Raw genomic sequence first — 15,165 nt, 5'->3', positions numbered from 1 at the left:
GTCCATCATCTGCCAGGCACATGATGGACGTCTTCGGTAACATCAAGCAGTGGGGTGATAAGTCAGCTCGTCCACCCAGGAAGGCACAGCAGGCAGCGCCCGGGGCGGTATCATTCCGGTCAACTTGACTAGACCATCCACGGGTACGTGGTAAACACGTTTATTGCGATCCACCATAAGTTTGGCGTGGCGACGGACCAACTGATACCAAGGGTTACGACGGCCATCTTTGGTACGCCCACCAATTGTTTCGAATTTGGCCATCGCGGCATACAGGCGCTCTTCCGGCAGCCCCATACCAATAATGTTGTCGCGCATCTTGTTGAGCAACGGCAGATAGGAGGCCATACCTAGCAACAGGCGAGGATCCAGCAGGGGGGCCAGCATTTTGGCGGCACCAATAAAGGTCTTCCCGCGCCCCTGCATTTCCATCACGCTAAAGCCGACGCCCAAATGACGGGATTCGTCGTCATTGATTCTTTCAAAGGCCTGATGACAAATCGGGTCTTTCACGGTCTCCAGCAGGAAGGTACACAAGGCACCATCCAGAGCAATTTCTAGCATCGGTACCATTGTACCCAACACATAAATCGGCATCTCATCGCTGTAACGGTCCAGCCACTCAATCGCCAATCGCAAGTTGATATTGGGTTCGGGAATACCGTCTCCCTCGAGCATACCCCAACGCTTCATCAGTGCCATTTCGACATTGGCATGGCGCTGCTCTTCCGCGTGAAAGTAGGTATAGATTTGACGCAAGGTTTCTGTGGGCGCTTTCTTGGCCATGGCGGCAAAGGCCCTGGCACCCACGTGCTCAATCCACATCACATCAGCCATGAAAGCTTTCAGCTTGGGCCATTGCTCTTCGGTAACCAGCTCCGCGCCGGGGGCATCCCAGTCGATATCTGACAGAGCCCACTGGGTGGATTGAATCTTTGCCAACATTTTGTCCAAATCGATAGAAGCCATGATGCTCTCCTGTTATCGCGATACTCGTTGCAGCCGTTTAACGGCATTCGGTTTATGCTTTTGCGGATGCCAAGCGGCTGAGCAGCCCGGCACCACGGGTGTAGACGGCGGGCAGATAACGCTTCGCCCGCCAGATCATTCGTGCATCCAGTTGCGGCAGCACATAAAGCTGCCCCCGGTCCAGAGCTTTGAGGGTGGTCAACGCGACACCTTCGGCGGGCACGCCAGTGAGCTCCACAAGTCTGTTCATCAGCGGCGTGATCCCGGCATCGATCCGGCCAGTGGTGAAAATATTGGTGTTTACCACTGTGGGACACAGCACCGTTACGTTAACGCCGGTGCCGGAAGTTTCGGCTGCCAGTGTCTCTGACAGCGCCAGCACCCCGGCCTTGGTCACGTTGTAGGGTCCCATCAACGGTGCCGCCGCAAAACTGGCCGTAGAGGCCACATTGATAATCCCGCCGTGCCCTTGCGCCTTGAGTCTCGGTGCAAAAACGTGGCAACCATGGATCACACCCCATAGGTTAATGCCCATGGTCCAGTGCCAATCGTCCATGGAAGTCTCGCCTACCGGTTTGCCGCCCACGCCTACGCCCGCGTTATTGATCACCAGATTCACCGGCTCCGGCAGCAGCGCATCTGCTTGTTCGGCCAGCGCTTCTACCTCTGCTTGGACACTGACGTCGCACTGCACCGCCCACGCCCGCCCGCCCGTGCTGACAATGCGGTCAGCCGTTTCCTGCGCGGTACCCAGATTGATATCCGCACAAACCACCGCCCCATTGCGCCGGGCCAGCTCTTCGGCAAACGCACGGCCTATGCCGCTTCCTGCCCCGGTGACAACAGCGGAGGCATTCGCGCTAATGGTTTTATTACGACCAAACATGCCGTCTGCTCCATCCAGTCAAAATAGCCATTGCCTCAGGGCAACGGTTTATTGTTACATTGCTTGATGTCACAGTAGATCGAATGCTTGTTCGGATTCAACTCGGAAATCATTATGGCTCGCAAACCCAAACAACAACGCTCCAAAGCCACCGTCGATGCTATCGTCGAGGCCGCCCTAATCTCGATTGCCCAGCAGGGGCCATCAGCCACCACAACGCGCCAGGTTGCCGACATCGCCGGCATCGGCGTGGGCTCTTTATATGAGTATTTCGAGGACAAGGACGCCATACTGAAAGCCGCCGGTGCCCGTTTCGTGGACGATACCGTGGCCATGATTAAGCCGCTGACTCCGGAACTGGTACGGATGAATATCCGCGATGCGGTGAGTAAGCTGCTGTTTACCTTTCGTGATTTTCTTGAAGAGAATCGCCAGCTGTATCTGAACTGTGCACGCCACGCCTTCAGCCAGGACATGGTGATGCATCTGGAGCCCATCAATCGCGCCCTGTTGGACCTGTTTACTCAATACCTGATGCACCACCCGGAGCTGTTGCGTATGCCCAATATTCCGGCGGTGTCTTATTTCTATATCAACGGCGGGGTTTTCACCGTGGTACGCCATCTCTCGGAAGAAAAACCAACCCAGAGTTTCGAGGAACTGACCACGGTGTTCGGAGATTTTCTTGCCAGTTATGCGGAACACAAACTGGGCGCCAGCAACGCCACGCAATAGCGCCGCACGACTCAAAAACGAACACCCTAAATAATAATAAAATCAGGAGGCACCATGCAGACACCCAAGCCGGAAACGCCACCACCTGGACCGCCCCCTCGTATTCCCAACCTGGCAGATTGGCGTTTCAACCGCTATCTGACCATGCAGCTGATGCCGCTGTTCTATCTTCTGCTAATTGCTGGCGCACTGATTGTGGTCGTTAGCGTAGTTGGCTTGTGCTTTTGGTTCTCTACGCTCGCCGGCATTATTGCCGCCGTTATTGCACCACTGGCCTTTGTGGTAATGGTGGCGGTGATCCGCGCGGCACTGGAATACATGATTATGGCCCACCGCATCATGCGCATCATCGAACGCATGGACGCCCTCCCCGGCCAGGTAGCAGACTTATCAGTACGCGTGGACGGCATTACCAATCATGTAGACGAATTGACCGGGCATGTGACCGATATCCATGAAACGCTGATGCACGTCCGCCCCTTCCTTCGCTCCGCCGGCTTACCCAGCCGCCTGCTCAATGCCTTGCGGGGCCGGACGCCTGGCGCCTAACCGCATAAAGCCGCACGCCTAATGCCATGCGGCTCTCTTCTTTCACGTCTGCATCAGCCCGCCGGCAGCCGTGTCCGGATGCTGACATCGCCGCATGTATACCGCACTATTGTGCCCTTGAAAGCGTCCCGGCTTTTCCGGTGGCGCTGACCGTCTTAGATGAGGAGTTCCCATGGCCCTACCTGCCTCCCTGCAAAACAGCCTGCAGCTACCCGTTGTGGCATCGCCCATGTTCATTGTGTCCAACCCCGACCTGGTCATCGCCCAGTGCAAAGCTGGCATTATTGGCTCTTTCCCCGCCTTGAATGCCCGTCCTGCAGAAGAACTGGAAGTATGGCTGAAGCGTATAACCGAAGAGCTGGATGCCTGGAACCAGGCCAACCCGGACAAGCCTGCCGCCCCGTTCGCGGTGAACCAGATTGTGCATAAGTCTAACAATCGACTGGAGCATGATCTGGAGCTATGCGTGAAGTACAAGGTGCCTATCGTAATAACCTCACTGGGCGCACGGGTGGATGTGAACGAAGCCATTCATAGCTATGGCGGACTGGTATTCCACGACATCATCAATAACTTCTTCGCCAAAAAGGCCATCGAGAAAGGTGCTGATGGTCTGATCGCCGTGGCCTCCGGTGCGGGCGGGCATGCAGGCACCCTCTCCCCGCTGGCCCTGGTGCAGGAAATTCGTGAGTGGTTCGACGGGCCACTACTGCTATCCGGTGCGATCGCCACCGGGGACGCCGTCCTCGCTGCACAAGCTATGGGCGCGGACTTGGGCTATATCGGCTCCGCTTTTATTGCCACCGATGAAGCAAATGCGGATGAGCGCTACAAGCAAGCCATCGTGGACGGCGGCGCCAGCGACATTATTTATTCCAACCTGTTCACCGGCGTGCACGGTAACTACCTGCGCGGGTCCATCGAAGCCGCGGGTCTGGATCCCGAGAATCTGCCGGAAAGCGATCCGTCAAAAATGGACTTCGGCGATAGCAGCTCCAAAGCCTGGAAAGACATCTGGGGGAGCGGTCAGGGTATCGGTGCGGTGAAGAAAATAGGGCCGGCAGCAGAGCTGGTCGACCGTCTGAAACGAGAATACTCAGCCGCACGTCAACGGATGAACGCTCTACCCTGGAAATGAGTTGAACGTCAAAAAACGCGGTAAAACCTGGCGATTATTCGCCATAAGCTCTGCCTTCGCTAACAGATATTGGCACTAAAAAGGCCGCACCCCTTTCAGGATGCGGCCTTTTTAGTGCTGACCCTAGCTAGGCCCGCTCACTATGCCTACCAGGGTAACAGCACCGTAAATGGCGCTCTTTTTCAGCTTTCAGCTCAGGCGCCCAACAACGATGCCACCAGCCCTTTCTTTTTCACCGGCTGATAGTTATCGAACTCAAGAAAGCCGTCATCAATGGCGCCCAAACGCAGCTTGGGCAGATCAACCATGTAATTCTGCACCACCTTCCACGGCTGCTTGGAGCCCTGGCGCGGCAGCCGATCATTGGCACGCTGAATGTAACCCGATTGCATGCCGAGGAAGTTGTCGTCGGTAATACAATTATCCTTGTCACGGGGAATCACTGTCTGGGCACCGGTTTTTTCCATATGGTTTAGCAAGCGGCAGACATACTCACAGACCAAGTCGGCTTTCAGAGTCCAAGACGAGTTAGTGTAACCAAACACCAGCGCCATATTCGGCACGTCCCGCAACATCATGCCCTTGTAAACCAGCGATTCGCGTGGCTCCACCGGCTTACCATCAATGGTGCTTTTTACCCCCCCAAGCATCTGAAGGTTCAGCCCCGTCGCAGTAATAATGATATCCGCATCCAACTCCTTGCCAGACTTGAGCAAGATCCCTGTTTCAGTGAAACGTTCGATGTGATCGGTCACGATCTCAGCATCGCCACTGCGTACGGTCTTGAACAGATCGCCGTTGGGCACCGCGCACAGACGCTCGTCCCAAGGATTATAATTGGGCCGGAAGTGCGCCATGTCCACGTCATCACCTAGCTGTCGTTTGGCCGCAGCCAACAGCGCACGGCGAACCAGCTTGGGGCGCTGTGTGGACAATTTAAACACCATACGCTGAAGGCCAATATTGCGCGCACGGGTTAACCGGTAAACCATCATCTCGGGCATAAACCGGCGCATGCCCACCGAGATTTGATCCACTTCCGGCACGGTGGCGATATAGGTAGGCGAGCGCTGCAACATGGTGACTTTTGCACCTTCTTTAGCCATTGCTGGCACCAGCGTTACGGCGGTAGCGCCGGAACCAATCACCACCACTTTCTTGCCTTTATAGTCCAAATTCTCCGGCCAGTGCTGAGGATGAATCACTTGGCCTTTAAAGTCTTTCTCACCGGGGAAGTCCGGCTTATAGCCTTCGTCATAGTTATAGTAACCACCGCATGAAAACAGGAAGTTAGCGGTAAAGGTTTCTTGCTCACCGGTTTTCTCGTTGGTGGTTTCCACCGCCCAGTGGTTATCAGCACTGGACCAATTCGCCTTGATCACCTTGCGACCAAAGCGTATATGTTTTTTCACACCGTACTCTTCCGCAGTGTCTTCCACGTACTGGCGAATAGAGTTGCCGTCCGCCAGCACCTTGGGTTCAGTCCAAGGGCGAAAGTTGTAGCCTAAAGTGAACATATCGGAATCCGAACGGATGCCAGGATACGTGAACAGGTCCCAGGTGCCGCCGATGCGTTCGCGGCGTTCCAGAATCGCATAGGTGCGATTCGGCGCCTTGCGGGTCAAATGGCAAGCGGCACCGATGCCGGAAAGGCCAGCACCAACAATCAATACATCAACGTGTTTATTGGACATATACTCTACCTCCAGCCTCTCAGGCTGCCTGATCCTCTCAGTGCAGACATTGACATCGATCAATGGCACGTTTAATGGCGGACAGGATAGCCGTACTAGAGGGTATGAGGAAAGGCCAAAACGGGCCGTTTATTGGCTTTGGAGCCCAGAGAAAGTGCCGCTGCAGACGGCCATTGCGCTGCAACCGTTATAAACACTGGGCTTGAGTCAACGTGACAGCAACCAGCCGCTGCCCGGATTCCATAACGCCTGGCATGCTGTGCTAGCAATCCGACCTGAAGGCCTGAACCCTGTAGCGTTGAGTACGACGCTGAACCGCATATTCCGAATAGGCCCAGAGTCGCCAGTCATTCGCCACCCGCCACCGCTGATAGTGAATACTCTTTACGATCAACACGTTATCGCTCCGTGTATCACGCTGGTCGCTGCGCAAATTTTGGTCCAACTGACGTATACAGGCTTTATTAGCGACACTCTGCACGCATTGCTCCCCTAGGCTGAACAGCAATTCCCCGCCGCCTGAGAACTCACATTTCTTAATCTTTAAGCTAACCCTATCCCGTACAAGCCCATTTTTTTGCAAATTGATGCTGTTCATCGGTTTTTATAGGGCCTTAGCAAGCGCGAGACAATATCAAACCGATATCATTATTTTGTGATCCGTAACACACTGGTTACATAACCGGGTGTGCATACTCCGACCCTAGTTGGCCTCGGGGGAGGCCATTCGGGCACCGGTCGCGCGGCCACGCCCATGGCAACAACGAAACGGGTATTGGCATGTTCAACCTTGAAAACCTGTGGCATACCGCCGCAAACCACCCCTGGCTATGGATTCCGTTATCCGGCGCAGCGCTGATCAGCCTAGTGTTGTGGAGCGGCCGCATCCGCCAGCCCAGCGCAATTAACCTGTTGGCCATTGGCCTGATGCTTCCTGCCATCAACTTGTGCCTGGTCGCCACTAGCGCAATAATGGTGACCAATCAGATATCACTGGATCTGGCAACGGTTCTGCCTTTTTAAGTAGCTCGTTAAAAGGGGGGCTTAACCTTTAACGGGCAATGTCCCGCAAAAACGCCAACTGATCCGCCAGGCTGATCTCCCGGGGCTCGCCCTGGTAGACATCAAAATGCCCCACCGGGTAACGCTTCACGCTGGCCCGTGCCATCGCTGCAGCCGCTTTTTCTGCGGCCGATGCCGGCGCCACCGAATCAGTTTCGCAAATAAGAATCAGCGCCGGGCAAGTGACCTTACTGGCCTGGGCCACAGGCCGAAATAGCGGCAGCGTCAGCGCAACCCGCCCGGCCACCTCATTAGGCACGTGGTCCGGCATCAACGCGGTGTACCCATCATAGGCGTCGTCGCTGGACATAGCGGCCAGCTCACCGGGGCGCCCTGCCGAAGGCAACATTTTAGGACCCAGCCCCAATGCACTGCTGGCCAGGTCCCACAAACCAATACCGGTCATCTTCAACGCCTGCCCCACACCCGCATAACGAATCACCTCCAACACCGACGCCATGCCGTCCATCATCGGACACTGCGCAATAATACCTGCCACCGGCTCCCGGGCCGCCACCACCGTGACCAAACCACCACCAAAGGAGGTACCCCACAAAACGATGCGCTGGTTATCCACTTCATCTAGCTTGCGCACACAGGCCAGCGCCGCCTGCCAATCAGCCACCTCCCGATAGGGCAACAACACCTGGCGGGGCATTCCTTCGCTTTCACCAAAATGGCGGTAATCGAATAGGAACACGGCATAACCGGCCTGTACAAAAGCGTCGCGAAACGGTGCCAACCCGCATTCCTTGGTAAGCCCAAAACCGTGGCCCATGACCACTGTCAGAAAAGGCCCCTCGCCTTCAGGCAAATACAGATCGCCCCGGCAGGATTGCCCCTCACTAACGAAACGTAATTCACGCATTGCACTCATGGGAAACTCCTTGTTTGGCCTGCTAACACTAATAATGAAAGCGCAGGACACTCTGACCCCCGTGCCGGAGAGGGGCTCACGCCCATGTCCTGCCTAGGGCGAACGTTAGGCATCGCCCATCAACCGTTCAAGGCCGGAGCGATAAAGCGCCATTGTTCAATACTTTGCCCCAACACCAGAAAGAACGGATTAAGAATGTCCTCTTTGTTGTACTGCAAGGGCGCAAAGTCAGTGTTCACCACCACCCCCCCGGCGGCGGCAACCACCGCGTGGGCCGCAGCCGTATCCCACTCGCTGGTAGGCGCAAGGCGCGGGTAAATATCCGCACTGCCTTCCGCCACCAGACACAGCTTAAGAGAGGAGCCCATGGAAGCGCGCTCCACTTCCCCGATCTCTTCACGTATAAAAGCTTCCAGTTTTTCCACAGCCTCACCACCATGGCTACGGCTGGCCACCATCACCACTGGCAAGGTGCGGGCACGGCACTGAATTGTCTCGCGCTCACCGTTATGCTCCTTGAAGGCGCCCACGCCCTTTCCGCCCATATAAGTCACTGCCGTAACCGGCACGTGCACCACCCCCAGCACCGGAGTATCGCCTTCCACCAGCGCAATATTGACGGTGAACTCACCGTTACGCTTAATGAATTCCTTGGTGCCATCCAGCGGATCTACCAGCCAGAAACGCGGCCAGTCCTTACGGTCCGCATAGGCAATACCCCCTGACTCTTCAGAGAAAACCGGAATATCCGGCGTCAGCGCCTGCAACCGAGCTTCAATAATTTTGTGGGCCGCCAAATCTGCCTCGGTAATCGGCGACTTGTCATCCTTGGTTTCCACACCCAGATCATCGCGCTCGTAAACCTCAAGAATCGCCTGTCCCGCGGCACGGGCAATCTCGCCAAGCGGGCTCAGCAGGGCATTTAAATCCATCATTTCCATTTTCCTGTGATTAATTCAAGGACGCGTTGAACGTTCAAGGTTGAAAACCCGGAAGGCGCCTTTGGCCACCTGACTAACGCCAGAGACTCGCCGGCAAGTACAGCAGCAAGGCGACCTCAATAATGGCAGCGGCACGGCGATTGCGCCCCAAGGGTGGCAACCACCCACGTCGCGCCATTGAATCCAGGGCTTTCAACTTTGAGCTATCTTTTCTCCAACAACCGCTTGGTCATCAACAGCGCGGCGATCACCCTCGCCTCGGTCACATCATCGCGCTCGATCAAACAGTCCAGTTCCGATAATTTCCAGGTCACCACTTCCAGTTCTTCCGGCTCATCACCGGGAAGCGATTCCTCATAAAGGTCTTCAGCCAACACGACTTTAATGCGGTGGCCCATGTACCCGGGAGACAAGGTCAGCTCCTTCATCAGGCTCATACGCCGCGCGCCGTAACCCGCCTCTTCCTTTAATTCCCGGTTGGCCGCATCGCGCCAATCTTCACCGTGTTCATAGGCGCCCTTAGGCAGAGTCAACTCATAGCTTTCCGTACCGGCGCCATATTCACGGATCATCACCACGGTATCGTCATCCAGTAACGGCACCATCATCACCCCCGCGATCGGCGGCGTGCGCAAGCGCTCGTAGGTGCGTTCCACACCGTTGGTAAACCGCAGGTGTAGCTCTTCAATTCCGAACAGGCGGCTCTTTGCTATCAGCCGGGTGTCGAGAATCTCCGGTTTCTCATCCATAATTACCTCTGAGCCTACTCACCAAGGCAAGACTAACCCGAACACGCAGGAAATTCATGATTGACTGGCAATCCGTGGACACCGTGCTGCTGGATATGGACGGCACACTGCTGGACCTGCAGTTTGATAACTGGTTCTGGCAACAACATGTGCCCAACTGCTACGCCCAGCAACGGGGCTTAGAGCAGGTCGAGGCCAACCGCATCATCCACGACTGGATCACCAGCCACCAAGGCACCCTGAACTGGTACTGCCTGGATTTCTGGACCGCCGAGCTGGGGCTGGAAATTGCCCACTTGAAAAGGGCGGCTGGCGACCGCATTTCCGTGCGACCTGGCGCGGAAACGTTTCTACAGAAGCTTAAGGCATCAGACAAGCAAGTCATCATGGTGACCAATGCTCACCGCGATGCCTTGCACCTGAAAATTGCGCGCACCGGCATTGATCAATATTTTGACGAATTGGTCTCCAGCCATGATTACGGTCACCCCAAAGAAGCCCAGTCATTTTGGCAGCACCTGCAACGACACCTCCCTTTCGAGCGAGACCGCGCCCTGCTGGTGGACGACTCCTTGCCGGTCCTGCACAGCGCTCGGCAATACGGCATTGGGCAGCCGGTGAGCATCCTCCACCCGGATTCCAGTCTGCCAAAACGTTCGGATACGGCCCCGTTCCCGGCCATTGATGATTTCCTGACCGTGCTGCCCTAACGGCCAACTCTGGAGAAAGCGATGGAAAGCGTACGTATAGACTCCTGGCTCTGGGCCGCACGGTTCTTCAAGACCCGCACCTTGGCCAAAAACGCCATTGAAGGCGGCAAGATCCATATCGACGGCAACCGGACCAAAGCCAGCAAGGCAGTGCAATCCGGCCAGACAGTGACCATCAGCAAAGGCACTGAGCATTTCGAGGTGGTCGTCCGCGGTCTGAGCAACAAGCGTGGCCCGGCAAAGGTGGCCCAGACACTTTATGAGGAAACCACCGAAAGCGTGGCCAAACGGGAAATGAACAGTGAACAGCGCAAACTGGCCCGAGCCGCAGCCGCTGCACCGGACCACAAACCCAGCAAAAAGGAACGTCGGGATATCCAGCGCTTCAAACGAGACAATCTGGAATAACTGCTTTTTCGCGCTGAATTTACCGCAACAGCCCAACCTCAGGACCTCATAATGCAAGACCACAAACAGCGCTTTCTTTTCCCCGACTCCGACATTCGTGGTGAGCTGGTGCAACTGGAAAGCAGCGTTAGCCGTATTATAGAAGGACAAAACTACCCACTGCCGGTGCAGGGGTTGATCGGCGAAGCCGTGGCCGCTGTGGCGTTGCTGGCCAGCACCCTCAAATTTAAGGGCCGGCTCGCTCTACAGGCCCAGGGCAAGGGACCGGTGTCCCTGCTACTGGCCGAATGCAGCCACGAAGGCGAGCTGCGCGCCCTGGCCCGCCACAGCGACGACCAAGACTGGAGCCACGGCGACGTTCAGACCCTGATCGGTGAAGGCACCATGGTGATCACCATCACCCCCGATCAGGGGCGCCAGTATCAAGGCATCGTACCGCTCAGCGGCGACACTCTTGCCGAATGCCTGCAGGGTTACTTCCTACAATCCGAACAACTGCCCACCCGGCTGTGGCTGGCCAGCGGCAACAATCGCGCCGCCGGCCTGCTGCTGCAGCGCCTGCCCAACCAGCTAGCCACCACCGACGGCAACACCCTGATGTGGGAGCACTTAGAGGCGCTGGCGAGCACCCTGCAAATGGAAGAGCTACTAAACCTGGATGACCAAACCATCCTGCGCCGACTGTTTCACGACACCCCACCCCAGTTGCCCGACGCCCAACCTCTGCGCTTTGGCTGCACCTGCTCCCGGGAACGTAACCGCAATGCACTCATTTCCCTGGGCAATCAGGAATTACAGCAATTGCTGGAGGAAGACGGGGAAGTCACGCTGACCTGCGACTTCTGCCGCCATCAGGAACACTTTGATTCCGTGGATCTGGCGGAAATGATCAGAGAAAACCGTTAGGAATACCAGGAATGGCTAGCCCGCGACTCCTGGCCTCGACGGCCCGAGGCAAATAGCCGCCCACATCGTATTTGCTTCCTATTTTTCCTGCCCCTTTTCCCGGCGCCGCATGCCTTGACGCATTAAAAGGGTGGCCCTGCCGCCGTGACCACACAGTCCGAAGGGGAATCGCCACTGATTCCCTTTTCTGGCATAATCGCGCGCCTGTGCTGATCAGTGGCGCCACTACTGGTCCCTTATTGGTCTTGTCCGGTCTTAGATCCGGGCACGAGACCGGCACTGTGTATCCGCAATGCGAACTTAAAGGTTGCGCGGCCATACTCGTTGCAACCGCACGGCCACAAGCCCAGGAATAACCATGACAGATCCAATTGTTTATAACGATCTCAGCCCGGCCCAGCTGGTAGAGCTGGCTGTTCAGCGTAACGAAGGCCGCCTGGCCGACAACGGCGCCCTGGTAGTGGAAACCGGTCATCGCACCGGCCGCTCACCGATGGACCGGTACATCGTTGACGAGCCGAGCACCAGCGAGCACATCCACTGGGGCGCCATTAACCGTCCCATCGACAGTGATAAATTCGACGCCTTGTGGGACCGTGTGACCGCGGCCGTTGCTGAAAGCGATGCCTTTATTTCCCACCTGCACGTCGGCGCTGACGCTGATCATTACCTGGCCGTGAAAGTGACCGCGCAGACCGCGTGGCACAATTTGTTCGCCAACACTATGTTCATCCGTCCGGAGAAGTACAACGCCCGCAACAAGGAAGAATGGCAGATCCTGCATGCCGCGAACTTCCAGTGCGACCCGGAGCGTGACGGCACCCACTCCGACGGCTGCGTTATTCTTAACTTCGCCCAGCGCAAGATTCTGATTGCCGGCATGCGTTACGCCGGTGAAATGAAAAAAGCCATGTTTTCCGTACAGAACTTCCTGCTGCCTGAAAAAGACGTGCTGCCCATGCACTGCTCCGCCAACGTCGGCGAAGAAGGCGATGTGGCTCTGTTCTTCGGCCTGTCTGGCACGGGCAAAACCACCCTGTCCGCAGACCCTGACCGTTATCTGATTGGTGATGACGAGCACGGCTGGGGCAAAGATGTGGTCTTCAACATTGAAGGCGGCTGCTACGCCAAGTGCATCGACCTGAGTCAGAAAAACGAGCCGGTAATCTGGGACGCCATCAAATTCGGCGCGGTACTGGAAAACGTCATCATCGATGACCATCGCACTGCCGACTACACTGATGTCTCTCTGACGCAGAACACCCGGGCTGCTTACCCGCTGCAAAACATCGACAAGAAAGTTGAAGAAAACCGCGCGGGCGAGCCCAAGCACATCATCTTCCTGACCTGCGACCTGACCGGCGTTCTGCCGCCCGTGGCCAAACTGTCCAAGGAAGCGGCAGCCTACCATTTCCTGAGCGGCTACACCGCCTTGGTCGGCTCCACCGAAATGGGTTCGGGCGGCGGCATCAAAAGCACCTTCTCCACTTGCTTCGGCGCCCCCTTCTTCCCCCGTCGTGCCGGCGAATACGCCGAGCTGCTGATCAAACGCATGGAAGAATTCGGCTCCCAGGTATACCTGGTGAACACTGGCTGGACTGGCGGCCCCTATGGCGAAGGCGAGCGCTTTAGCATTCCCACTACCCGTGGCGTGATTAACGCGATCCTGTCCGGCGAACTGGACACCGCCGAAACCGAACACCTGGACATCATCAACCTGGACGTGCCCAAAGCCGTTACCGGTGTCGATAGCAATCTGCTGCAGCCCAAGAACACCTGGGCTAACCCGGAAAACTACGAAGCTCGCGCCCGCGACCTGGCAGAACAGTTCCAGAAGAACTTCGCTGACAAGTACGCTGATGTGTCCGACGAAATTCGCGCGGCCGGCCCCAAGACCTAAGCGGCGAGGATCCACGAAAAAGCCCGCCACCGGCGGGCTTTTTCGTTGTCGCCCGACGAGCAAACCCGCCCGCCGGGAAAGACGCAAGGAAGCCTCCGGTTCAGAAGCGGCCTACCACCCAGCCTGAACTCAGCATCCGTTCTGCCGCGCAAGGCAGAATGACGCCCCACAAGGGCCCGCCTCATTAACCCTGTTCCCACACCCATGAATATGATTGACTGACTGCCCTCTCCCCCAAAGGTCGGCAGCCTGACAGGAGCCCCAATGAGCAAACCCAAAATTATTGTTGTCGGCGGTGGTGCCGGTGGTCTTCCGCTGGCAACCAAACTCGGTGCCAAGCTCGGCAAATATGGCCAAGCCGATATCACCCTGGTGGATTCGTCCAGCATCCACGTTTGGAAGCCCCGCTTTCACGAAGTGGCCACTGGCGCAATCGACGCTGATCTTGACGCCGTGGATTACCGCTCCCACGCCAAACTTAACCACTACCGGTTTGAGCCCGGCACCATGACCCAAGTCGATACCACCGATCAAACCTTGACCTTGGCACCACTGCACGATGTCCATGGCAGCGAAGTCCTCCCGGAACGACAGCTGCGGTATGACTATCTGGTGTTGGCCACCGGCAGCCAGAGCAACGACTTCGGCACCCCCGGCGTTCGCGACAACTGCCTGTTCATGGACAGCCGAGCCCAAGCAGAGCGATTCCGTGAACGGTTTCTTAACGCCTGCCTGCACGCCAACTACGAAAACAAACCGGTTTCTGTGGCCATCGTGGGCGGCGGAGCCACCGGAGTGGAACTGGCCGCGGAACTTCACCATGCCGTGAGCATGCTCAACTTCTACGGCCATGAGCACCTGGACCGAAAACATTTACAGGTGGACATCATTGAAGCGGCGCCGCGCATTCTGCCGGCCCTTAGCGAACGGGTATCCGCCACCGCTACCAAACGACTGGAAGGCCTGGGCGTGAATGTGCGCACCGGCGCCATGGTCGCCGAAGCAACCCCTGAAGCATTGGTGCCTAAAGAAGGCGATCCGATCAAAGCGGACCTGCTGGTCTGGGCCGCCGGGGTAAAATGCCCGGAATGGCTGAGCCAGATAAAGGGCCTGACCACCAACCGTATCAACCAAGTGGAAGTCGAGCCAACCCTCCAGGCCAAGGGTCAAAAGAATGTTTTCATTATCGGTGATGCGGCCTTCTTGATCCCGGAAGGCGCCGAAAATCCGATCCCGCCACGGGCCCAATCCGCCCAGCAAATGGCGCAGCATACCGCCCGCAGTCTGCAACAGCTGCTGATGCACCGCGACCCGAGGCCCTTCGAATACAAAGACCACGGCTCCCTGGTATCACTGTCCAATTACAGCTCGGTAGGCATGCTGATGGGCAACCTGAAAGGCGGCAACTTCTTTGTGGAAGGCTGGCTCGCCCGAATGATGTATATCAGCCTGTATCGCATGCACCAAGCCGCGCTTTACGGCTGGCCACGCACTATCATGCTGTTAATTGCCGGGCGCTTTAACAAACTGGTACGGCCAAGATTGAAATTACATTAAGAGAGGCCACATGCTGCAGGCTACAACGCGGCCTGACCGTGATGGGCAACAGCTCCGTGGTAGCCGCGCCGATACCGGGTGCGG

15 protein-coding genes are annotated in these 15,165 nt (G+C 56.8%); 9 read left to right on the top strand and 6 right to left on the bottom strand.

Going from position 1 to position 15,165, the window contains the following annotated elements; all coding sequences use genetic code 11:
* Positions 1-42: 42 nt before the first annotated feature.
* Together ABNH10_RS13040 and ABNH10_RS13035 are read right to left on the bottom strand one after the other, a co-directional pair.
* A complete protein-coding gene (locus ABNH10_RS13040) occupies positions 43-969 on the bottom strand; it encodes a ferritin-like domain-containing protein (protein WP_349386346.1) in 927 nt (308 codons plus the stop codon).
* Between the two features lie 52 nt (positions 970-1,021).
* A complete protein-coding gene (locus ABNH10_RS13035) occupies positions 1,022-1,855 on the bottom strand; it encodes an SDR family NAD(P)-dependent oxidoreductase (protein ID WP_349386345.1) in 834 nt (277 codons plus the stop codon).
* Between the two features lie 114 nt (positions 1,856-1,969).
* Here ABNH10_RS13035 and ABNH10_RS13030 point away from each other — a divergent pair, with 114 nt between their 5' ends.
* From ABNH10_RS13030 to ABNH10_RS13020, 3 genes are all read left to right on the top strand, one after another.
* Positions 1,970-2,590, top strand: a complete 621-nt coding sequence (locus tag ABNH10_RS13030; protein WP_035458946.1) for a TetR/AcrR family transcriptional regulator — start codon at positions 1,970-1,972, stop codon at positions 2,588-2,590.
* Positions 2,591-2,644: 54 nt separating this feature from the next.
* Entirely contained in the window at positions 2,645-3,139 is a 495-nt protein-coding gene (locus ABNH10_RS13025) for a DUF4282 domain-containing protein (RefSeq protein ID WP_349386344.1), read from the top strand.
* Positions 3,140-3,311: 172 nt separating this feature from the next.
* Entirely contained in the window at positions 3,312-4,277 is a 966-nt protein-coding gene (locus ABNH10_RS13020; RefSeq protein ID WP_349386343.1) for an NAD(P)H-dependent flavin oxidoreductase, read from the top strand.
* Positions 4,278-4,471: 194 nt separating this feature from the next.
* Here ABNH10_RS13020 and ABNH10_RS13015 read toward each other — a convergent pair whose 3' ends face one another.
* Positions 4,472-5,971, bottom strand: coding sequence for a flavin-containing monooxygenase (locus tag ABNH10_RS13015; protein WP_349386342.1), 1,500 nt, complete (start codon positions 5,969-5,971; stop codon positions 4,472-4,474).
* A 780-nt stretch (positions 5,972-6,751) separates the two neighbouring features.
* Here ABNH10_RS13015 and ABNH10_RS13010 point away from each other — a divergent pair.
* On the top strand, positions 6,752-6,994 hold the full coding sequence (locus tag ABNH10_RS13010) for a hypothetical protein (RefSeq protein ID WP_349386341.1): 243 nt from the start codon (positions 6,752-6,754) through the stop codon (positions 6,992-6,994).
* 28 nt (positions 6,995-7,022) lie between these two features.
* Here the strand turns inward: ABNH10_RS13010 and ABNH10_RS13005 are convergent, their stop codons facing one another.
* From ABNH10_RS13005 to nudE, 3 genes are all read right to left on the bottom strand, one after another.
* Positions 7,023-7,910, bottom strand: coding sequence for an alpha/beta hydrolase (locus ABNH10_RS13005; RefSeq protein ID WP_349386340.1), 888 nt, complete (start codon positions 7,908-7,910; stop codon positions 7,023-7,025).
* 119 nt (positions 7,911-8,029) lie between these two features.
* Positions 8,030-8,845 (bottom strand): 3'(2'),5'-bisphosphate nucleotidase CysQ, encoded by an 816-nt coding sequence (cysQ, locus tag ABNH10_RS13000; RefSeq protein ID WP_502877133.1) that lies wholly within the window; start codon positions 8,843-8,845, stop codon positions 8,030-8,032.
* A 209-nt stretch (positions 8,846-9,054) separates the two neighbouring features.
* Positions 9,055-9,600: an ADP compounds hydrolase NudE gene (gene nudE / locus ABNH10_RS12995; protein WP_349386338.1), complete on the bottom strand. Its 546-nt coding sequence runs from the start codon at positions 9,598-9,600 to the stop codon at positions 9,055-9,057.
* 56 nt (positions 9,601-9,656) lie between these two features.
* On the opposite strand from nudE, the gene yrfG reads away from it, so the two are divergent.
* The 5 genes from yrfG (at position 9,657) to ABNH10_RS12970 (ending at position 15,081) form a co-directional block, all read left to right on the top strand.
* Entirely contained in the window at positions 9,657-10,310 is a 654-nt protein-coding gene (yrfG, locus tag ABNH10_RS12990) for a GMP/IMP nucleotidase (protein WP_287963060.1), read from the top strand.
* Positions 10,311-10,331: 21 nt separating this feature from the next.
* Positions 10,332-10,718, top strand: coding sequence for an RNA-binding S4 domain-containing protein (locus tag ABNH10_RS12985; RefSeq protein WP_011587573.1), 387 nt, complete (start codon positions 10,332-10,334; stop codon positions 10,716-10,718).
* Positions 10,719-10,769: 51 nt separating this feature from the next.
* Positions 10,770-11,624, top strand: a complete 855-nt coding sequence (gene hslO, locus ABNH10_RS12980; RefSeq protein ID WP_349386337.1) for an Hsp33 family molecular chaperone HslO — start codon at positions 10,770-10,772, stop codon at positions 11,622-11,624.
* A gap of 358 nt (positions 11,625-11,982) precedes the next feature.
* Entirely contained in the window at positions 11,983-13,524 is a 1,542-nt protein-coding gene (locus tag ABNH10_RS12975) for a phosphoenolpyruvate carboxykinase (protein ID WP_349386336.1), read from the top strand.
* 264 nt (positions 13,525-13,788) lie between these two features.
* The gene (locus ABNH10_RS12970; protein ID WP_349386335.1) at positions 13,789-15,081 is read left to right on the top strand and encodes an NAD(P)/FAD-dependent oxidoreductase; all 1,293 of its coding nucleotides are present in this window, start codon (positions 13,789-13,791) and stop codon (positions 15,079-15,081) included.
* Positions 15,082-15,165 lie beyond the last annotated feature (84 nt).

This window comes from Alcanivorax sp. (assembly GCF_040119285.1).
GTDB lineage: Bacteria > Pseudomonadota > Gammaproteobacteria > Pseudomonadales > Alcanivoracaceae > Alcanivorax.
This window is presented reverse-complemented; position numbering and strand designations above follow the sequence as displayed.